20 protein-coding genes are annotated in these 18251 nt (G+C 54.9%); 15 read left to right on the top strand and 5 right to left on the bottom strand.

Annotation, left to right across the window (positions count from 1 at the left end; genetic code table 11):
* The first annotated feature begins 608 nt into the window (after window positions 1–608).
* From BLR09_RS17070 to BLR09_RS17040, 7 genes are all read left to right on the top strand, one after another.
* Window positions 609–911 carry a hypothetical protein gene (locus BLR09_RS17070; RefSeq protein WP_093204909.1) on the top strand — a complete coding sequence of 101 codons (303 nt, stop codon included), beginning with the start codon at window positions 609–611 and terminating at the stop codon, window positions 909–911.
* A gap of 32 nt (window positions 912–943) precedes the next feature.
* Window positions 944–2551, top strand: a complete 1608-nt coding sequence (locus BLR09_RS17065; protein WP_093204906.1) for an ArnT family glycosyltransferase — start codon at window positions 944–946, stop codon at window positions 2549–2551.
* A 136-nt stretch (window positions 2552–2687) separates the two neighbouring features.
* On the top strand, window positions 2688–3656 hold the full coding sequence (locus BLR09_RS17060; protein WP_093204904.1) for a GDP-mannose 4,6-dehydratase: 969 nt from the start codon (window positions 2688–2690) through the stop codon (window positions 3654–3656).
* A 3-nt stretch (window positions 3657–3659) separates the two neighbouring features.
* Window positions 3660–4604: a glycosyltransferase family 2 protein gene (locus BLR09_RS17055; RefSeq protein WP_093204901.1), complete on the top strand. Its 945-nt coding sequence runs from the start codon at window positions 3660–3662 to the stop codon at window positions 4602–4604.
* A complete protein-coding gene (locus tag BLR09_RS17050) occupies window positions 4601–5485 on the top strand; it encodes a lysylphosphatidylglycerol synthase transmembrane domain-containing protein (RefSeq protein WP_093204900.1) in 885 nt (294 codons plus the stop codon). Before BLR09_RS17055 ends, BLR09_RS17050 begins: the two co-directional genes overlap by 4 nt.
* A gap of 56 nt (window positions 5486–5541) precedes the next feature.
* Window positions 5542–7173, top strand: a complete 1632-nt coding sequence (locus tag BLR09_RS17045) for an ArnT family glycosyltransferase (protein WP_093204897.1) — start codon at window positions 5542–5544, stop codon at window positions 7171–7173.
* Between the two features lie 71 nt (window positions 7174–7244).
* A complete protein-coding gene (locus BLR09_RS17040) occupies window positions 7245–8156 on the top strand; it encodes a Ppx/GppA phosphatase family protein (RefSeq protein WP_093204895.1) in 912 nt (303 codons plus the stop codon).
* Between the two features lie 152 nt (window positions 8157–8308).
* Here the strand turns inward: BLR09_RS17040 and BLR09_RS17035 are convergent, their stop codons facing one another.
* The 3 genes from BLR09_RS17035 to BLR09_RS17025 form a co-directional block, all read right to left on the bottom strand.
* Complete coding sequence (locus BLR09_RS17035; RefSeq protein ID WP_093204893.1) at window positions 8309–8857, bottom strand: hypothetical protein; 549 nt, start codon at window positions 8855–8857, stop codon at window positions 8309–8311.
* 57 nt (window positions 8858–8914) lie between these two features.
* Window positions 8915–10054 (bottom strand): hypothetical protein, encoded by a 1140-nt coding sequence (locus tag BLR09_RS17030; protein WP_093204890.1) that lies wholly within the window; start codon window positions 10052–10054, stop codon window positions 8915–8917.
* 75 nt (window positions 10055–10129) lie between these two features.
* Window positions 10130–10549 carry an OsmC family protein gene (locus BLR09_RS17025; protein ID WP_093204887.1) on the bottom strand — a complete coding sequence of 140 codons (420 nt, stop codon included), beginning with the start codon at window positions 10547–10549 and terminating at the stop codon, window positions 10130–10132.
* Between the two features lie 192 nt (window positions 10550–10741).
* On the opposite strand from BLR09_RS17025, the gene BLR09_RS17020 reads away from it, so the two are divergent.
* Complete coding sequence (locus BLR09_RS17020) at window positions 10742–11317, top strand: DUF4082 domain-containing protein (protein ID WP_143011133.1); 576 nt, start codon at window positions 10742–10744, stop codon at window positions 11315–11317.
* Between the two features lie 115 nt (window positions 11318–11432).
* Here BLR09_RS17020 and BLR09_RS17015 read toward each other — a convergent pair whose 3' ends face one another.
* A complete protein-coding gene (locus tag BLR09_RS17015) occupies window positions 11433–12407 on the bottom strand; it encodes a polyprenyl synthetase family protein (protein WP_093204883.1) in 975 nt (324 codons plus the stop codon).
* A gap of 200 nt (window positions 12408–12607) precedes the next feature.
* Between BLR09_RS17015 and BLR09_RS17010 the strand changes: the two genes are divergently transcribed.
* From BLR09_RS17010 to BLR09_RS16985, 6 genes are all read left to right on the top strand, one after another.
* Window positions 12608–13375, top strand: a complete 768-nt coding sequence (locus tag BLR09_RS17010; protein WP_093204881.1) for an alpha/beta fold hydrolase — start codon at window positions 12608–12610, stop codon at window positions 13373–13375.
* Window positions 13376–13377: 2 nt separating this feature from the next.
* The gene (locus BLR09_RS17005; RefSeq protein ID WP_093204878.1) at window positions 13378–14082 is read left to right on the top strand and encodes an SAM-dependent methyltransferase; all 705 of its coding nucleotides are present in this window, start codon (window positions 13378–13380) and stop codon (window positions 14080–14082) included.
* Between the two features lie 8 nt (window positions 14083–14090).
* Complete coding sequence (locus BLR09_RS17000; protein ID WP_093204874.1) at window positions 14091–14747, top strand: MBL fold metallo-hydrolase; 657 nt, start codon at window positions 14091–14093, stop codon at window positions 14745–14747.
* Window positions 14748–14752: 5 nt separating this feature from the next.
* Window positions 14753–15463, top strand: a complete 711-nt coding sequence (gene pssA / locus BLR09_RS16995) for a CDP-diacylglycerol--serine O-phosphatidyltransferase (protein ID WP_093204870.1) — start codon at window positions 14753–14755, stop codon at window positions 15461–15463.
* 46 nt (window positions 15464–15509) lie between these two features.
* On the top strand, window positions 15510–15761 hold the full coding sequence (gene purS / locus BLR09_RS16990; RefSeq protein WP_093204867.1) for a phosphoribosylformylglycinamidine synthase subunit PurS: 252 nt from the start codon (window positions 15510–15512) through the stop codon (window positions 15759–15761).
* Window positions 15762–15972: 211 nt separating this feature from the next.
* Window positions 15973–16974, top strand: coding sequence for a 3-oxoacyl-ACP synthase III family protein (locus BLR09_RS16985; RefSeq protein WP_176785587.1), 1002 nt, complete (start codon window positions 15973–15975; stop codon window positions 16972–16974).
* A 126-nt stretch (window positions 16975–17100) separates the two neighbouring features.
* On the opposite strand, the gene BLR09_RS16980 is transcribed toward BLR09_RS16985, so the two are convergent.
* Entirely contained in the window at window positions 17101–17457 is a 357-nt protein-coding gene (locus BLR09_RS16980) for a CoA-binding protein (protein WP_093205337.1), read from the bottom strand.
* A 209-nt stretch (window positions 17458–17666) separates the two neighbouring features.
* Here BLR09_RS16980 and BLR09_RS16975 point away from each other — a divergent pair, with 209 nt between their 5' ends.
* A complete protein-coding gene (locus BLR09_RS16975; protein ID WP_093204860.1) occupies window positions 17667–18230 on the top strand; it encodes an HNH endonuclease in 564 nt (187 codons plus the stop codon).
* The last annotated feature ends 21 nt before the right edge of the window (window positions 18231–18251 follow it).

The raw sequence follows: 18251 nt of genomic DNA, 5'->3' as shown, positions 1-18251 counted from the left end.
GCTTTTCTTTATATGAAATGGCTGCTTCTGTACGAGGCGGCCATTTTTGTTTTCTGTGTATTCTGTGAAGTCTGTGAGAAAATAAATACCATGTTCTCACAGACTTCACAGAATACACAGACGTAGGGTATTCATACTCGCTATTCTCTACGCCATAGCCGGTGGTTGAGCTGCGTCGAAACCACCGGGGAGAAGCCTCCGTCTCCGCGACATTTCCCCATGCTCTATGCCCCTTGCCCTATGCCCCGGCGCCTCACTCCTCCAAAACCCACCTTCATCCCCCCGAAATCTGCCTTCATCTGATTTTGCGTGCAGCTCCGGTCACGGTTTTGCAGCTTTACTTCGTCGATCAGGACACGGTCTTTCTTCCCTTTTCTTTCACGCGGTCGCGAAAACGCTCATCCGATCCGGAGTATTTTCCGGCCGACAGAAAAAAAAGACTGGAAACTGGAAATTATTTCAAAGTTTCCAAGGTTTATTTGTCACAGAATAGCCGGAAGAGACCTGTTCTTTTTGCGGCCACAAGATAGGTTGAAGGTTGAACAACTGGGCCGGTGCCCTGCAGCGGTCCAGTTTCTCTTCTACCTTGTTTTTTCCCGATTGAAGCCATGAAAATCATTCCTACTCCCCACAGCCGCCTCTCGGCGTTGGTTCCGTCCATCCGGATGATTCTGCGGAAACGCTTCTATGCCTACGTCCCGGGCCACCTGCGCCTGAGCCATTCACTCGCCACCGATTTCGGTCTGACCTATGCAGAAATCTGCGAGCTGACCAATGATCTCGAAGACGTCACCGGTCTGGATGTCGCGTCAGCCGATCTCTCCCGCGTGCAAACCGTCGGAGACCTCGTCCGCGAGTTCCAGAAACAGATGCCTGCTAATCCCCGGTCGTACCAGGCTGCCCTGGGCTGACCGATTTCAAGTTCTTTTTTCTTCCCGCTGCCATGAAACACTTATCCATATCGAAATCACTTCTTCTGTTGGGCCTGTTCAGCCTGCTGTTCCTGTCTCTGGGCACGAACAAGCTGATGCTGTACTCGCTCGACGAAGCCAAAAACGCCGAATGTGCCCGGGAAATGTTCGAGCGGAGCGACTGGGTCGTACCGACGTTCAACGGAGAGCTGCGGACCGACAAGCCCCCGCTCCACTATTGGGCCATGATGGGTAGCTACCGCCTGTTCGGCATCAATGAGTTCGCGGCCCGCTGGGGCTCGGTACTCAGCGGTGTCGGTACAATATTGCTGACCTTCTTTTTTACTTTCCGGCATGTCAACCGCCGGGCTGCCTGGGCCAGCGCGCTGGTCCTGCTCGCGTCCCTGCACGTAGGCGTGCAATTCCGGATGGCGGTACCCGATCCGTACCTGATCTTCCTCCTGACCCTCGCCTGGGTTTCCTTTTATGAATGGTATTCCGTCGCGAAGGACGACGGTCCGATCAGCAACTGGATCTGGGTTTTCTACGCGGCACTGGGCTTTGCCCTCCTCGCGAAGGGACCGATCGCGCTGGTACTGACCGGTCTGTCGATTCTGCTGTTTCTCATCATGCGGAAGGAGCTTCGCCTTATTCCGCACATGCAGGTTATCTGGGGCGTTCAGATCATCTTCCTGATTGCACTACCCTGGTATGTCGCGGTGCACGAGGCGACCGGCGGTGCATGGACGGAAGGTTTTTTCTTCCAGCATAACCTGAGCCGCTACATGGCACCGATGGAGGGCCACGGCGGTATTTTCCTGCTGACACCGGTTTATGTACTGGTCGGGTTGCTGCCTTTTTCCATCTTCCTGCCGCAGGCGCTGAGACAGGCTTGGCTGAGCCGCAAGACCGAAGCGCCGCTGCTTTTTGCCCTCTGCATCGCTGCGGTAGTCATTGTGTTTTTCAGCTTTTCGGGGACGAAGCTTCCGAACTATACCGTGCCTTCGTATCCTTTCCTCGCTGTCCTGACGGGGTATTTCCTGGACCGGATGCTGTCGGCGGATCACGCCTCCTGGAAAAACCTGCGACCGGCGCTGATTGTATATGGTATTCTGGCAACGCTCCTTCCGCTGGCGTTCTTTTTCGGTCTGCGGCTGGACCCGGCGGTGTCACACCTGTCGGGGTGGGCGTTTATTTTCCTGACATTCCCGCTTGGCGCAGCGGCGGCCTGGTACCGCTTCCGGCACGAACAGCTTAACCGCACGATTCTGGCGCTCTCCGCTTCGTTTATCGTGACCGCGGTGTTGTTTTTTCAGTTGGCATACCCGGTCATCGACCGCGAAAATCCCGTCAGCCAGACACTCGCTCATATTCATCCCGATCAGCGGGTGATAGCCTACAAGCAGTTCAATCCTGCGTATGTCTTCTACCTGGACAAATCGGTTGAGGTATTTCAGACGCCGGAAGAGCTGCGGAATGCGCTCCGCGGTCCGGAAAGCGTCATCGTTCTATCCCGGGCAGAATACCTGCCGGAGTTGACGCCGGTGGTCCCGCTGCGTGAAATAGCCCGCCGCCGTGACCTGTTTGAAACCCCGACGACGGTCGTCCTGACCAAGCAGAGCGCCACCGCGGCCCTCTGACCCACGTCAGTATTCAATGCCTTCGGCCTGAAATAGAACGCTCTATGTACCCGGAACCTTTCCGGAATTCATAACTTGCAGGTACGCTGCTTTCCCGGCTTCGGAAAATCAGCTATCCGCCAAACAGAAAAGCGCCATGAACCATTACCTGATTACGGGTGGTGCAGGCTTTATCGGGAGTCACCTGGCCGAGAAGCTTCTTTCTTCCCCTGAAACAACGGTTACGTGTATCGACAATTTCGATGATTTTTACGATGTCGAACAAAAGCGTAACAACCTTCATTCCCTTCTTCTGAACCCCCGTTTCCGGTTCATCGAAGAAGATATTACACATCAGGAACGACTGCTCGATCTGCTGGACGGGCAATCGTTCGACGCCATTATTCACCTGGCAGCCAAGGCCGGGGTCCGGAAAAGTATTGAATCGACGCGGCCCTATTACGAATCGAACGTCATGGGGACGCTGTCTTTGCTGGAAATCGCCCGGCAGCTGAAGTGCCGGAAGTTCGTTTTCGCCTCCTCCTCCTCTGTCTACGGCGAAAACCCGAACGTACCGTGGAGCGAAGAAGATACCAACCTGCTGCCGATCAGCCCCTATGCATCGTCGAAGATTTCCGGTGAAATGCTCGGCCGTACCTATGCGCACCTGCACGGAATCGACTTTGTAGCTCTCCGGTTTTTTACGGTATTCGGCTCACGGCAGCGTCCGGATCTGGCTATACATAAATTTGCACGGCTGATTTCGGAAGGGCAGCCGATTTACCTGTACGGAGACGGCAGTACGCGCCGGGATTACACGCATGTCAGCGACATTGTCCGGGGAATCTGCCTTGCCATCGGCTACAAGCACAGAGGGTTTGATGCCTTCAACCTGGGTTCGGGCAATCCGGTGACGCTGGCGACGCTCGTCGCTACGCTGGAAAAAGTACTCGGCCGCAAAGCCCGGATCGAGTACCTGCCGGAACAACCGGGAGACGTCTCCCAAACCTATGCCGACCTGAGCCGCTCCCGCGAGCGGCTGGGCTATCAGCCGGTGATTTCCCTGGAGGAAGGCCTCCGGGAGTTTGTCCGCTGGAAAACGGCCCTTCCTGAACTAATTTTGTGACGTATGCCTGCCAATCCCCTTCTTTCCCTCGTTATTACCCTCCTCAACGAAGAAGATAATATTGCCCCCCTGCTCACCCGCATCCGCGAGGCGATGCAGGGGTATTCGTATGAAGTTATTCTGGTAGACGACGGGTCGACCGACCAGACCGTCACCCGCATCCGCGAGCTGGCCGATGAAACCGTCCGCCTTGTCATTCTCAATAAAAACTACGGACAGACTACGGCCATGTCGGCCGGTATTGCGGAAGCCAAAGCACCTTATATCGTGACGCTCGACGGCGATCTCCAGAATGACCCGGCGGATATTCCCGTCATGCTCGAAAAGCTCGAACGGGAAGGCTGGGACGTTGTAGCCGGTGTACGGGCCAAGCGGCAGGACGGTGTTTTTCTACGGAAAATACCCAGCAAAATTGCCAACGCCCTGATACGCCGGATGACAGGGGTATACCTTCACGATTACGGCTGTACCCTGAAGCTGTTCCGGGCGCAGATCGCGCAGAATCTTGGTCTTTACGGTGAGCTGCACCGGTTTATTCCGGTTCTGGCAGCGATGCAGGGCGCGCGGATGACGGAAATGCCCGTTCGTCACCACGCCCGGCAGTTCGGTCAGTCGAAATACGGGCTGGGACGGACGTTCAAGGTCATGTCCGATCTGTTGCTGATGGTTTTCTTCCAGAAGTACTTCCGCCGGCCGATGCACCTTTTCGGTCCGGTGGGTATTCTCACATTCCTCAGCGGCGGGCTGATCGGCCTGTATCTGCTCGGCCTGAAACTAACCGGTGAATCCATCGGAAACCGCCCCCTGCTCACGCTGGCTGTCATTCTGTTATTAGGTGGTTTACAGATTGTTACATTTGGTTTCATGGCTGAAATCATGATGCGGACATATTACGAAACGGGTACCAAATCCACGTATCTTGTTCGGGAAATCTATCAGAAATCGTGAGAGGACTATGGGAATCCCGGGGTATCCGGTCGGCCTTCAAGTTTATTCTAACCTGTGCGGCGCTGTGGTGGCTGTACCGGCAGATCGACTGGGCGCAGGTACTACCGTTGCTCCGGCGGGCCGACTGGGGGCTGATTCTGGCTGCGTTTGTCCTTTACAACGTTTCTCAGGTCATCAGCGCCCGTCGCCTCCAATCCCACCTGGCCCCTGTCCCGATTCAGGACGGGTTTCCTTTTCTCCTGAAACTGTATTACCGGTCGATGTTTTTCAACCTGTTTCTGCCCGGAGGTATCGGCGGAGACGGGTACAAAGTCTGGATGCTGCGTCAGCGGCACAAAACGCGGTATAAAACACTGATATCGGCCACCCTGCTCGACCGTGGCAGCGGTCTCCTGGCGATCGTGCTGCTACTCGTATTGCTGGCCGGTCAGAGCAACTGGGTAGCTGATCGTATCCGGGCCGGCGTGTTCATAGACACAGGCCTGGTGTTGCTGACTGTCGCGGGCGGCTGGGCGATTTACCGCTTTGTTTTTCCCACGTTCCGGAGCGCCTTTGTGCCGACGCTGGCGTTGTCTCTCCTGATCCAGGGGGCGCAGGTCGGCGCGATACTTCTGCTTCTCCGTTCGGTTGGCGTCAGCGACGCCTGGCTTGAATACGCGCTGGTATTTTTGTTTTCCTCTCTGGCGTCGGTACTGCCGCTGACGGTCGGGGGTATCGGCATCCGGGAATTCGTATTTCTGTCGGCTGCGGCCTACCTGCCTATTCTTCCGGAACACGCGGTTCTGGCGACGTTATTGTTCTTTCTGGTGAACGCGGTGAGCTCCTTACTTGGCGCGGCGATCGACCTTCCGGCGCAGCCGAAGGGGGAAGATCCGGATTGACGCGTATTTTTGTGCGACGGATGCCGCCCGCAAATCCGTTGCTAACGCCCATTTGAATGCAGAATAACCGACTACTATCCGGCCCGCTCTATTGGATTTTGTGGCTGGGCCTCGCTGCGGTTTACGGCATCGGACTTTTCGTTCCCCTGCTCGACAGCGACGCCTCCCACCACGCACTGATTGCGCTTCACTTTCTGGAATCCGGCGATTACGTCAGCCTCGTCGACCGGGGTATGGACTACCTCGATAAGCCACACCTCCTGTTCTGGACGGCGGCGTTGTCGTATAAAGTCTTCGGAATCAATACGTTTGCGTTCAAATTTCCTTCCCTGCTGGCTTCGGTATTTGGGTTCTATTCGACTTACCGACTTGGGAAACTCCTTTATGACGAGCTAACCGGCCGCGTAGCCGCATTGATCCACGGAGCGGCCTGCGCCCAGCTGCTGGCGAATCAGGACGTCCGGATGGACGCGATGCTGACGGCCTTCCTCATTTTCTCGACCTGGATGCTCCTTGCGCTCGCGCGCACCAGCAAGCGGAAATATGCGCTCGGAGGTGCACTCGGCCTGGCGCTGGGTTTCGCGACAAAAGGCGGAATCGGCGTGGCCGTACCGGTACTCGCGGTGGGTATTCAGCTTGTTTTTGAAAGGAACCTGCGGGCGTTGCTGCGCTGGCATTGGGTACTCGTCGGCGTTTCGTTTCTGGTATTCGTCGCTCCTGTACTCTACGCCTACTACGTGCAGTTCGATCTTCATCCCGAAAAAGAAATACGGGGGATGACCGGCCTCTCCGGCATCCGCTTTATCCTCCTGGGCCAAAGCGTGGAGCGGTTTCAGGGGGAAGCCTGGGGGAGTTCCGGATCGACCGACTACTTCTTCTTTTTCCATACCCTGTTATGGGCTTTTCTTCCCTGGAGCCTGTTGTTTTACTGGGGATGGATCCGCGGACTGATCGACCGGAAAGGTGAATTTCTGACAATCGGAATCTGTACCCTGATGCTGGTGGTACTGTCCTTTGCCCAATACAAACTCCCGCATTACCTCAATATCCTGTTTCCCTATATGGCGATTCTTGTCAGTGGCCGGCTGACCGCCGCCGGAGAGAAAACGGTCCGCACGATTTCGTGGGTGCAAACCGGCGTAGCGGTTATTCTGGTCGCTTTCGGGTTATACCTCAACCTGTATATACAACCCATTCCGGGACGGCTCAATCAGGCGGTGGCGATCGGTATTGCAGGGGTAGTTCTCTTTTTGTGCTTCCGGCAGGCAGCGGGTCTGCCCCGCATCCTGGCCGTGTCAGTCGGTAGCCTCGCGCTGGTCTTTTTCTCACTAAGTGCCAATGTCTATCCGCATTTCGCGGAATTTGACTCGGGGTATACTTTCGCGCGGGACTGGAACAAACGCCCCGCAGACGAGCCCTTAAGTCAATTCCACAGCTATAGCTATACGTTTGATTTTTATACAAAGAAACTGCATCCTCCCCTTCCGGAGGGAGTGCTGCCTTCCACGCCCTGGGTATTAACCGATTCCACGGGGCTCTCACTGATCCGGAAGGCCGGTATCCGGATTGATCAGATTCAGTCACATCCTCATTTTCACGTCTCGGTACTCAGCGGAGAATTCCTGAATCCGGCTACCCGTCTTCTCGCGTGCGAGCGCCGCTACCTCCTGCGGCTGGGTATTCGTTGAGGATTTTCCCCGTCGGGGCTTTGTCATTCACGCGAAAACCGATTTTTTAGAGGACTCAAACAGTATTTTGCATGAAGCTGGCAGCTATTGATATCGGCTCTAACGCCGCCCGTCTCCAGATTTCCAGGGTGTTGGAAAACGACGGGGTGATTTCGTTCAAGAAAGTGGAGTATGTCCGCTTTCCGTTGCGATTGGGGATGGACGTTTTCAACTCCGGCTCCATCAGCCCGGAAGGCGAAGTCCGGCTGTTCAAAATGCTGCATTCCTTCCGGTTGCTCATCGAACTGCACGAATGCAAGGATTACATGATCTGCGCGACGTCGGCCATGCGGGAAGCAACCAACTCAACAGATATCGCCACGCGCATCGAAGGGCAGCTCGACATGAAGATTCACATCATCGAAGGCGCCAAGGAAGCGGAGCTTATCAACAACGTAGTCGTACAGTCACTGGAACCCGACCGCAATTACCTCCACATTGACGTAGGCGGCGGTTCGACGGAGCTTAACCTGTACGTCCGCCGGCAGAAAGTAGCGAGCCGGTCGTTTAAAATAGGTTCGGTCCGCCTCCTGGAAGGACGCGAGCAAAAGGGAGACTGGGTGAAGATGCAACGCTGGATTCAGGAGTACGTCAACCCCGGTGATACCTCGATTCAGGCCGTCGGTACCGGCGGTAACATCAGCAAGCTGCTCAACATCGCGGAGACGAAAGTCGGGCCGGATGCCATCAGTATTGACGAACTGGCCCGTATCCAGCAATACGTATCTACCTTTTCGCTGGAAGACCGGATCAACAAACTGCAACTCAACGCCGACCGTGCCGACGTCATCGTCCCCGCCGCCGGAATCTACCTGTCGGCCATGCGCTGGGCCGGCGCCACCGAAATACACGTTCCCCACCTTGGCCTGAAAGATGGTATTATTCAGCTGGTATATGAAAAATGGCTGAACAGGAAGAGGAGGAAGGAGGATGGGATATCGTAAGAAAGTGGAAGGCCGGGGCTGTCGCCCTGGCCTTCTGCTTTCTTACGGTTTTCAGTTTTCAGTTTTTTGTTTTCGGTTGACCTCGCCCGGAAACAGGGCTGCCGGGCCCCTAGCCGTTCGAAACCGAAAACTGAAAACCCCGTCCGAACCGGCTATTCCACTTTCCCTGGCACTCCCCACTGCTTCGCATAATGCTCCGCAGACCAGGTATGGCAGCGGGCGAGGAGGTTGTTCATTTCTTCCTGAAATTCGAAGCGGATATCGGGGTGGAGTTTACCCCATTTTTTGAGGACGGCGTCGGTCCGCTTGACCAGGTACTCGGCAAGGGCTTCCGACCGCGCCGAATGAGTATCGGTGTATTTTGCCTGACGGACAAAGCACTGGTTGAGCAGGTAGATCACCAGCTCCACTTCCCCATATTTATCCTTGGTAATCTTGACGTGGTAGGCTATCGCCGCGTGCATTTTCCGGACGGCGCCGAGCAGCCATACCGCCGAGCCGTAGTCGCCCGCATACAGCCGGTCGATTTCCGCATGCAAATGCTCCCGGCGCTCGGGGAGGGTATCTCCGTCCTCGATCAGCTGAAAATACAACTGCTCCTGCAGGTCTTTGTGCTTGCCGATCAGACGCAGCAGCATCTTGTCCTTTTCTTCTTTCGAAAGCCGTAAAACGGCCTCCTTCAGCGATTTATCCAGTGCCATAATCAAAAAAAATACCTTCCGGCCGGGACCGGAAGGGTATCGAAAAATCGGTATCGGTCAGATAATATCCTCGTTGTTGACCGGAATCAGGTTCACACCGTATTTCCGGACAATGAGGCCCATAATCGGGTCATTTTGAATCTTGTGCATCATCCGCTGGGTCTGGAACTCGTTTTCTCCCAGTACAATCTGGTCGGTGAGTTTCAGCGAGGCGACGGAGTAATAAAACCCGGCGATGACATAGGGGCCAAACGGGGTTCCGGGCATGTCAAACGAGCTGCCGGTCATGTTAAAGAGGGTATTCGGCAGGTAGTATTCGCCCGGCTCCTGCTGTTTGTGGCGCAGGTACCAGTTGGCCGCCGCTTCCCGGTTGGAACGGCGCGGGTCGGGCATGGAAATCAGCCCCGCCAGCGGGCTTTGCCGGGTAGCCTGGTGGGAAAGAATGGTTTGGCGGTAATGGTCGTCCCCTACCTTCCGGCGGATTTCAGCTTGTACTTCGTCCCAATACGGCACACCGGGCTCGCCGCCGTCTACCCGGATGAGCCAGTGCACGGAATAGTCGAGGATACCGGCCGTGATCTGAATGTTCAGGCCTGTCAGGTCCGGATCGTTATCCAGCGCGTCCTCCAGAATGCGCCGTTGTTTCCGCGGGTGGGTACGTAGCAGGTCAATGCTGCGGATCCAGTCGCCCGCCAGGTACCCTTCATATGCATATACTTCCCGGAGCATCCAGCGGATATCTTCCTCATTGGTAATGGTTCGGCTCTTGCCGTGTACGGTGATCGTCGGCTGCTCGGTCATAAGCATCTGTTCGATCTCGACCGCTACCCCTGAAGCCCCGAGCATCCCGCAGTTGAGCGGAGAGCCGTCAACGATGTGCAGGTCGTGCACGTGCGCGACGTGCTCATGCGAGGAATCGGGCGTGAGCTGTCCGTGCGACTGGATATGCACGAAATAGCGCGTGGGGACATCGAAACGGGCCGTCCGGAGGTGGTGTTCGACGATCCGCTTCACATCCATGAAGACGTCGGGTGTGACGAAGGAGCCGGCGGCGCGGATTACCTGGACATCGATTTCGATGCCGTAGTCGTCCTTGAAGCGCGCGGCGGTTTCACTGACGGCGTCGAGCTGGATCTGGCTGAGATCCCGGGCGTCGGCGCAGCCGATGAGGATGTGTAATTCCTGAGAGTGGACCATGTTGAGTAAGATTGCGGATGGTGTTCCGTACAGCGAAAAAATACAAGAACAGGGACATCCGCAATCTTTTCCCGATCAGGCCAGGGTCGCGTCCAGTGAAATGGCAGCGTTGAGGAGCTTGGAGATGGGGCAATTGGCCTTGGCGCCGGCGGCAATTTCCGCGAATTGTTCAGCAGAAAGACCCGGTACTTTCGCCGTTACGACGAGGTTCGACTCGGTTACTTCGCCTTTTGAGGGATCGAGGACGACGGTCGCCTTCGCGTTGATTTCATCGGCAGTGAAACCGGCAGCATTCAGGTCGAAGCTGAGTTTCATGGCGAAGCAGCCGGCGTGCGCGGCAGCGATGAGTTCTTCCGGGTTGGTTCCGACGCCGTCGGCGAAACGGGTGTTGAACGAATACTGGGTTTCGTTCAGGACAGTACTGGCAGTGGTGAGGTGGCCCGCACCTTCTTTACCTGATCCGTTCCAGACGGCGGTCGCGTTACGCTTGATCATAGCTTGAATGAGTTTAGCTTGAGAAACGGCGAAATATACGCGGAAAAACGGTTTCAGTGGCCTGTTGCCTGTGAACCGACTGCTAAATTATTGTCCGGCCAAGCAGGCGGTATCCCTTGATTATGGGATGTACTGCCATTCTTTTTTACCTGAGTTTTGTCGAAGGATTTCGAACCAAAAACCTTCACAAACATGAAACGTGTTATTCACTACTCACTCTTGATCGTCGCATTAGCAGCCGCTGCCTGTAAAAAAGGAGACGAAGCCAACCCGGGAGAAACACCCGTCAGCTCGCTCATTTCCAGCGTGACGCTCTCCAGCCAGACGCTCAGCGGCGGAGGCTGGGAAACGGGCGTATACTTTACCGTATCAAAACCCGGAAAAATTACGCAGCTGGGAGCAAAAATGCCGGAAGTCGGCACGTATAATGTCACGCTGTGGGATGCGGCGACCAAAACCGTTCTCCGGCAGAAGGCAATCGAAATCGGCACGCCTGAAAAGCAGGTATTCCTGTCGATCGATCCCCTTGTTATTACTGACAAGACGAAACAATACGTCATCAGCATGAACAACTATTCCGCAGGAGTACCGAAGAAATACTATTACCTGACCGGAAGCGCTACTCTCATGCCCGCAGCGCAGGGCAATATCCTGCTGTTGAAGAAAGGGAATATGTCTCTCTCGTCGGAAACACCGAAGTTTCCGTCTAATGAACTGATTACCAATGCTATTTCGGGATATCCGGATTTTACGTTTGTTCCGGATTGACGCATTATTAAGCTCATCTGCCCGGGGCTGCGCCCCGGGTTATTGGCGTTTGACCCCTTCGGGGTCGTTGCAGAGGGTAGCTTACTGCTTTAGGTCTGCTATACCTAACTGCTTCTTACTTCGTTCGTTCAATCGTAAATTTCACCAGATTCAGCAATGACTCGCGGTAGGCGCTGGCAGGAAAGTCGGTGAGAATGTGCAGGGCTTCGTCGACGTAGCGTTTCATCACCTGCGTGGCGTACTGAATACCACCCGACTGTTTCACAAAATCGATTACCTCTCCTACTTTTTTCGGGTTTTCGGAGTCGTTTTTGATGGTACGGATGACTTTTCGTTTCGTCATCCAGTCGGCCTGCTGCAGGGCATAAATCAGCGGCAGGGTCATTTTCTTTTCCTTGATATCGATGCCGACGGGCTTGCCGATTTCGGCGTCGCCGTAGTCAAACAAATCGTCCTTGATCTGAAAGGCAATTCCTACTTTTTCACCGAAAAGACGCATGCGTTCGACCAGTTCGGCGGTCATGCCTACCGAGCGGGCGCCGGTGGCGCAGCAGGCGGCAATGAGCGTCGCTGTTTTCTGCCGGATAATCTCGAAATACACGTCTTCTGTAATATCGAGCCGGCGGGCCTTTTCGATCTGCATCAGTTCTCCTTCCGACATTTCCTTGACGGCCCGGTTGATGAGTTTCAGGAAGTCGAAGTCTTCGTTGTCGACCGCCAGAAAAAGGCTGCGCGACAACAGGTAATCTCCCACCAGCACAGCTATCTTATTCTTCCAGAGGGCATTAACGGAGAAAAATCCTCGGCGGTAGTTGGAATCGTCCACCACATCGTCGTGCACCAGCGAAGCGGTGTGCACGAGTTCGATCAGGGAAGCGCCGCGGTAGGTCGACTCGTTGATCGTCCCGCACGTACCCGCCGATAAAAACACGAACATGGGTCGGATCTGCTTGCCTTTTCTCCGGACGATGTAGTTCATGATCTGGTCCAGCAACATCACGTCGCTTTTCATGAACGCCCTGAATTTACCCTCGAACGCCTTCATTTCGGCATTGATCGGGGCCTGAATTTGCTGTATGGAAAGACTCATCGGAAGAGATCAGTGCCCGGCTAACGTGTGAACAATGAATGGTCCAGCTATCGGTTCGGTACGCACTGACCATGCTAATCAGCGGCAATTTTACGAAGGTTTGCCGTTGTGTAGATAACTTTGCCTGCAAAAGTTCTATAGTTGCACTTTTCTACCTGCTCCGGCCTGTCCGCGAGCCGAAAATCCGTACTCAGCGACGCATGAAACTATTTTACCGGCAGGCCGGGGAAACCGGACCGGCCATTGTGATTCTCCACGGCGTATTCGGCTCAGCCGACAACTGGCTGACTGTCAGCAAACAAATCGCCGACAAAGGCTACCGGGTCTTCATGCTCGACCAGCGCAACCACGGCCGCTCTCCCTGGAGCGATGATTTCGGCTACCTCGAAATGGCAGCCGATCTCCATGAATTTCTGGAAGATCAGCAGATCACCGATCCCATCCTCATCGGCCACTCGATGGGCGGCAAATCCGTGATGCAATATGCCATGAGCTACCCCGACGCCTGGAAAAAAATGGTGGTCGTTGACATTGCTCCGCGCTTTTACCCCATCCACCACGATGGCATTCTGAAGGGCATGAACCTCATGCCGCTCGATACCATCCGGACGCGCCAGGAAGCCGAAGATTTCTTCGCCCGGTACGAGGACAACCCGGGTACCCGGGCTTTCATCCTCAAAAACCTGGCCCGCGCCGACGGCGGCGGCTTCGCCTGGCGGCTCAATCTGCCGGTGCTGACGAAGGAAATCGGAACCGTCGGCGGAGAACTTATCGGTATCCGGCCGACAGACAAGCCGGTACTTTTCCTCCGCGGTGAGAAATCCACGTACATCACGCCGGAAGACGAAGCGGAGATTCACCGGATATTCCGCCACGCGACGATCGAGACCATTGCCGGAGCCGGACACTGGGTGCAGGCCGATCAGCCCGCCGCCTTTACCGAAGCCGTGCTGCGATTTCTGTCCTGATGATGCCGACGTTATTTCTCATTCCGACCGTCCTGGCGCCGGAAACAGCGTTTTCGGTGCTGTCGCCGCAGGTACGCGATGTCATTTCGCGGACGGACGTATTCTTTGCCGAAAACCTCCGCACCACGCGGCGGTTTATCTCCGAGCTGAAAACCGGCCGGAAGATAGAAGACCTCACCTTCTTCGAACTGCATAAGGATACGCCCGTCGCCGACACCCGCCGGCAGATCGCCGAGCTGAAACAGTCCGGCCGGGACGCAGGCGTTATTTCCGAAGCCGGCTGCCCGGGTATCGCCGATCCGGGAGCCGTAGCAGCCCGGCTTGCGCATGAGGCGGGTATGCAGGTAGCGCCGCTTTCCGGTCCTTCGTCCATACTGTTGACGCTGATGGGCTCCGGTTTCAACGGGCAGTCGTTCGCTTTTTCGGGGTATCTGCCGATCGACCGGAACGAGCGGGCAACCGCCATCCGTCAACTGGAGAAAAAGGCACTATCCGGTCAGACACAGGTATTTATGGAAACGCCGTACCGGAATAATGCCCTGCTGGAAGACCTCGTGAACGTATGCCAGCCGACTACCCTGCTGTGCATCGGCAGCCAGCTTACCGCTCCGGACGAGTTTGTTTCGACGCAGCGAATCGCACAATGGCGCAACAGCCGCCCCGATTTGCATAAAAAACCCACCATCTTTGCTTTAGGAACTTTTTGACCAATACCATGCTGTATCTGCAGGTTTTTACCTTTAACGGCTTTCAGGAAAACACTTATGTCCTGTGGGATGACACCCGCGAAGCCGTCATCATCGATCCCGGATGCTCCGACCGCCAGGAGCGCGAAGAGTTGAAAGAATTCATCGACGACGAAGACCTGAAGGTGGTCAAGATCCTCAATACCCATGCGCACGTTGATCACGTACTGGGTAATGCCTTCGCCAAACGGACCTGGGGAGCGCCCTTATACCTGCACCGCCTGGACCTCCCGGTGTTGAAGTCAGTAGCGGTCCGCGCGCCTTCTTTCCGGATTTTTGATTACGAAGAAGCCGAGCCCGACGAATGGCTGGAAGAAGGAACGCCGGTAACGTTCGGAGAAACAACGCTGGAAGTGCTTCACGTACCCGGCCACGCCCCCGGACACGTGGCGTTCGTCAACCGTGAATCGAACCTGTGTATCAGTGGAGACGTGCTTTTCTATGGAAGTATCGGGCGGTGGGATTTTCCGTTCTGCAACTTCGACGACCTCATCAGCAGCATTAAAAACAAGCTGTTTCCGCTGGGGGATGAAATGGAGGTTTTCCCGGGACACGGACCGAGTACGACCATCGGCCGGGAGCGGCTGGAGAATCCTTATGTTGGCGCCAACGGACAATACGCCTGATCCTTATGTGGACTTCCTTCAAAAAATCATTGCCGAATGTGCTGACCTGCGGCAACCTCCTGTGCGGATGTGTGGGGATTTCGGCGACATTCAACAACGATCTTCTCCTGGCCAGCTACCTGATCGTGCTGGCCGGCATTTTTGATTTTTTCGACGGATTTGTCGCCCGTCTCGTCAAAGCCAATTCCGAACTCGGCAAACAGCTTGATTCCCTGGCAGATATGGTGACGTTCGGCGTACTTCCCTCGTTTATCGTCTACCACCTGATCATGGAAAGCGTTCCGGACCTGAACGGCGTCTGGAAATGCTACCTGGCGTTCGTCATTGCGGTATTTTCCGCCCTGCGCCTGGCCAAGTTCAATATCGACGAGCGGCAGACCCTCGGCTTCATCGGCCTGCCGACGCCGGCCAATGCCTTGCTGATCGCTTCTATTCCGGTCATTTTGCGCCAGCATGAGGACTGGGCACCCGTTATTCTCCAGACCAACTACCTGATCGTTTTCAGCTTTGTCATGTCTTTTCTGCTGGTGATGGAGGTGCCGCTTTTTGCGCTTAAATTCAAAGGGTTTGGCTGGAAAGGCAACGAGATCAAGTATATTTTCATAATTGCTTCGGCCCTTTTGCTGATTTTGCTGAACTTTGCAGCCGTTCCATTGATCGTGGTGCTGTATATTCTCCTTTCCCTGGTCAACAACCGCGGCAAGGCGCACGTTTGAAATCATTTGTTCACAATACCTGCCGGCCTGTCCGGTATATTTCCCAATGAAATTCTTCGCCGAAATCAACGTTCTCCCGCAGAAAGAAATTCTCGACCCCCAGGGCAAAGCCGTGAAGCTCGGTCTTCACAACCTGGGCATGGATGCCATCGATAACGTGCGAATCGGAAAACGCATCACGCTGGAAGTCGAAGCCGATTCGCAGGAAGCCGCCGAGGCTCAGGTTAAAACAGCCTGCGAAAAGCTCCTCGCCAACCTGATTATGGAATCGTTCGATTTCGTCGTCAAGCCGCTGTAATTCTCCCGAAAGCCCGGTAATGCCGGGCTTTTTTCTTCCTGCCGGTACTTCCCTCCTTCCGCCGGCGCAGGGGACTTCCGCTATTCCCCTTACAATTGACTGTTATTCAGGCATTTATACTTTCTGCTTGAGATAAGTCAGCCATTTCGCCGCTTTTCAATCCAATAAAAAAGGAAATAGTCCTATTTTTGCGGTCTTGCTAGCTTTGCACATGCCTTATTCTCAGATAACGGGACTGGGTTACTACGTCCCCGAAAACAGGATTACCAATCAGGATCTTGAACAGCGTTTTGATACGTCGGACGCGTGGATTGTCGAACGCACCGGTATCCGCGAACGGCGGTACTTTACGCCCGGCAAGGATACCAACGCCAGCATGGCTGCGCAGGCGTCGCGTACGGCGCTGGAACGCGCCGGGCTGGCGCCTCAGGATGTCGATTTTATCGTCTATGCGACGATCACCCCTGACTATTACTTTCCCGGCCCCGGCTTCGCCATGCAGCGCGAACTGGGTATCTCCGGGATCGGCGTGCTGGATATCCGGGATCAGTGTTCCGGGTTTGTGTATGCGCTGTCAGTAGCCGATCAGTACATCCGTTCCGGCATGTACCGCAATATACTCGTTGTGGGAGCCGAAATTCAGTCGTCTTTTCTGAACCCCAGTACCGAAGGACGCGGCGTTGCCGTCATCTTCGGAGACGGCGCCGGCGCAGCAGTCGTACAGGCTACTGAAGATCCGGCGCACCGGATACTGTCAACGCACCTGCATGCCGACGGGCAATACGCCGAAGAATTGTTTGTCAAAGGGCCGGGAAGCAGTCGCCCGGGCCGCTGGTTCAGTACCGCCATGGAAGATCCGTCCGAAATGGAAGTACTGATGCAGGGCAACGCCGTTTTCAAGCACGCGGTGGTGCGATTTCCGGAAGTCATCCGCGAAGCGCTCGACAAAAACGGGCTGACGCCGGAGGACGTAGACCTGCTGGTACCGCATCAGGCCAACCTGCGGATTTCGGAATATGTCCGGCAATCGATGGGGCTGGCGCCTGAGAAGGTCTTCAATAATATTCAGAAATACGGAAATACCACGGCGGCCTCGATCCCGATCGCGCTGACCGAAGCCTGGGAATCCGGACGGGTGCAGCCGGGGCAGCTAATCTGCCTGGCAGCCTTCGGAAGCGGTTTTACCTGGGGCTCGGCCCTGATCCGCTGGTAAACGAAAAGGGAGCGCTGTTGCGCTCCCTTTTCGTTTACCAGGTTTATTCCGGCGATTTTACCAAAGACCTACATGCCGCGTCTAAATACAATGACGTCCGTCGTATGAACAGGTACGACCGCGTAATCAGTACTGGCCGGTCGCGAGCAATACCAGCGTACAGGCTTCCGTTGTTTCAATGCCCTGCGCTTCGGCAAGACGGGCGAGTTCGGGATTCTCCGTACCCGGGTTGAAGATGATCCGGCGCGGATGCAGGCTGAGCAGATAGTCATAGACCGGCTGCTGGCGAACGGGGTTCAGATACAGAGTAATTGTATCTATGTTTTTCAGGGCCGGTTGACCTGTTTGAATCGGAATACCGGCGACCTCACCTTGCTCTTTTCCAACGAGTTCAACCTCGTGGCCGTGCTGTAAAAGACGATTAGCAGCCAGAAAAGCGTATCGGGCGGGGTTGGTGGAAGCTCCTATAACGACTGTTTTCATCGATTTGAAATTTTTTGCAAGTTGCCGCAAAGTTCTTATTAAAATTCTTACGATATTCGAGCTGGTTTTGAGTGATGAATATTAAGCCTTACCGTCACTACTCAGGAAAGTATCTGTCTTCATCGTCGCCCGCCCGAAACCAATTTTCTAGCTGACAAGTATTTCCGTTAACCCGTCAAATAATTTGAACGGTTGTTAATTATTGAACCATGAGCGAGAAGAGAACTGGTAGTTTTTGGAATGAAAAGTGGGTTGAAATTCCGTTTGAAGGAGTAGAAAACCCTCCCCGTTACGAAGTTTCGAATTATGGACGTCTTCGTAGTTTTCAGAATAACCCTGAGGGTGAAGTAATCAAAGGCTCTGTGATTCAGGGATATCGGTCCCTGAACATCCGGATTAAAGGCGGCAAGGTTATTAACCGGTATCTTCACCGGCTTGTTGCGGATTTTTTTGTCCCGAAGGACGATCCGGGGCAGAAATTTATCATTCACCGCGATCACGACAAGCTGAATAATCACTGGGAAAACCTCAAGTGGGTTACCCGGGATGAGATGACGGAACACCACCGCACCAATCCCCAGGAAAAGCCCCGTCCGAAACGTACCAAAAACTACAAACTGACGGAGAGCAAGGTGATCATGATCAAAAAGATGCTCAAGAGCGACAAAAACCGGCTCAAGATGATCGCCAAGCAATTCGGCATTACGCATACCCAGCTGAACCGTATCCGTTCAGGCGAGAATTGGGGCCACGTCAAAGTGGAAGACGAATAGCCCGTAAAAAATCCTGCCGCG

It is taken from the genome of Siphonobacter aquaeclarae (assembly GCF_900103285.1).
GTDB lineage: Bacteria > Bacteroidota > Bacteroidia > Cytophagales > Spirosomataceae > Siphonobacter > Siphonobacter aquaeclarae.
Note: the sequence above shows the minus strand (reverse complement) of the source record. Positions and strands in the feature narration are given on the sequence as shown.

What these genes read in the sequence shown, in the direction of transcription:
- BLR09_RS17070 (WP_093204909.1), top strand. Translation starts at nt 609, where the DNA reads ATGAAAATCATTCCTACTCCCCACAGCCGCCTCTCGGCGTTGGTTCCG.
- BLR09_RS17065 (WP_093204906.1), top strand. Translation starts at nt 944, where the DNA reads ATGAAACACTTATCCATATCGAAATCACTTCTTCTGTTGGGCCTGTTC.
- BLR09_RS17060 (WP_093204904.1), top strand. Translation starts at nt 2,688, where the DNA reads ATGAACCATTACCTGATTACGGGTGGTGCAGGCTTTATCGGGAGTCAC.
- BLR09_RS17055 (WP_093204901.1), top strand. Translation starts at nt 3,660, where the DNA reads ATGCCTGCCAATCCCCTTCTTTCCCTCGTTATTACCCTCCTCAACGAA.
- BLR09_RS17045 (WP_093204897.1), top strand. Translation starts at nt 5,542, where the DNA reads ATGCAGAATAACCGACTACTATCCGGCCCGCTCTATTGGATTTTGTGG.
- BLR09_RS17040 (WP_093204895.1), top strand. Translation starts at nt 7,245, where the DNA reads ATGAAGCTGGCAGCTATTGATATCGGCTCTAACGCCGCCCGTCTCCAG.
- BLR09_RS17035 (WP_093204893.1), bottom strand. Translation starts at nt 8,857, where the DNA reads ATGGCACTGGATAAATCGCTGAAGGAGGCCGTTTTACGGCTTTCGAAA.
- BLR09_RS17030 (WP_093204890.1), bottom strand. Translation starts at nt 10,054, where the DNA reads ATGGTCCACTCTCAGGAATTACACATCCTCATCGGCTGCGCCGACGCC.
- BLR09_RS17025 (WP_093204887.1), bottom strand. Translation starts at nt 10,549, where the DNA reads ATGATCAAGCGTAACGCGACCGCCGTCTGGAACGGATCAGGTAAAGAA.
- BLR09_RS17020 (WP_143011133.1), top strand. Translation starts at nt 10,742, where the DNA reads ATGAAACGTGTTATTCACTACTCACTCTTGATCGTCGCATTAGCAGCC.
- BLR09_RS17015 (WP_093204883.1), bottom strand. Translation starts at nt 12,407, where the DNA reads ATGAGTCTTTCCATACAGCAAATTCAGGCCCCGATCAATGCCGAAATG.
- BLR09_RS17010 (WP_093204881.1), top strand. Translation starts at nt 12,608, where the DNA reads ATGAAACTATTTTACCGGCAGGCCGGGGAAACCGGACCGGCCATTGTG.
- BLR09_RS17005 (WP_093204878.1), top strand. Translation starts at nt 13,378, where the DNA reads ATGCCGACGTTATTTCTCATTCCGACCGTCCTGGCGCCGGAAACAGCG.
- BLR09_RS17000 (WP_093204874.1), top strand. Translation starts at nt 14,091, where the DNA reads ATGCTGTATCTGCAGGTTTTTACCTTTAACGGCTTTCAGGAAAACACT.
- pssA (WP_093204870.1), top strand. Translation starts at nt 14,753, where the DNA reads ATGTGGACTTCCTTCAAAAAATCATTGCCGAATGTGCTGACCTGCGGC.
- purS (WP_093204867.1), top strand. Translation starts at nt 15,510, where the DNA reads ATGAAATTCTTCGCCGAAATCAACGTTCTCCCGCAGAAAGAAATTCTC.
- BLR09_RS16985 (WP_176785587.1), top strand. Translation starts at nt 15,973, where the DNA reads ATGCCTTATTCTCAGATAACGGGACTGGGTTACTACGTCCCCGAAAAC.
- BLR09_RS16980 (WP_093205337.1), bottom strand. Translation starts at nt 17,457, where the DNA reads ATGAAAACAGTCGTTATAGGAGCTTCCACCAACCCCGCCCGATACGCT.
- BLR09_RS16975 (WP_093204860.1), top strand. Translation starts at nt 17,667, where the DNA reads ATGAGCGAGAAGAGAACTGGTAGTTTTTGGAATGAAAAGTGGGTTGAA.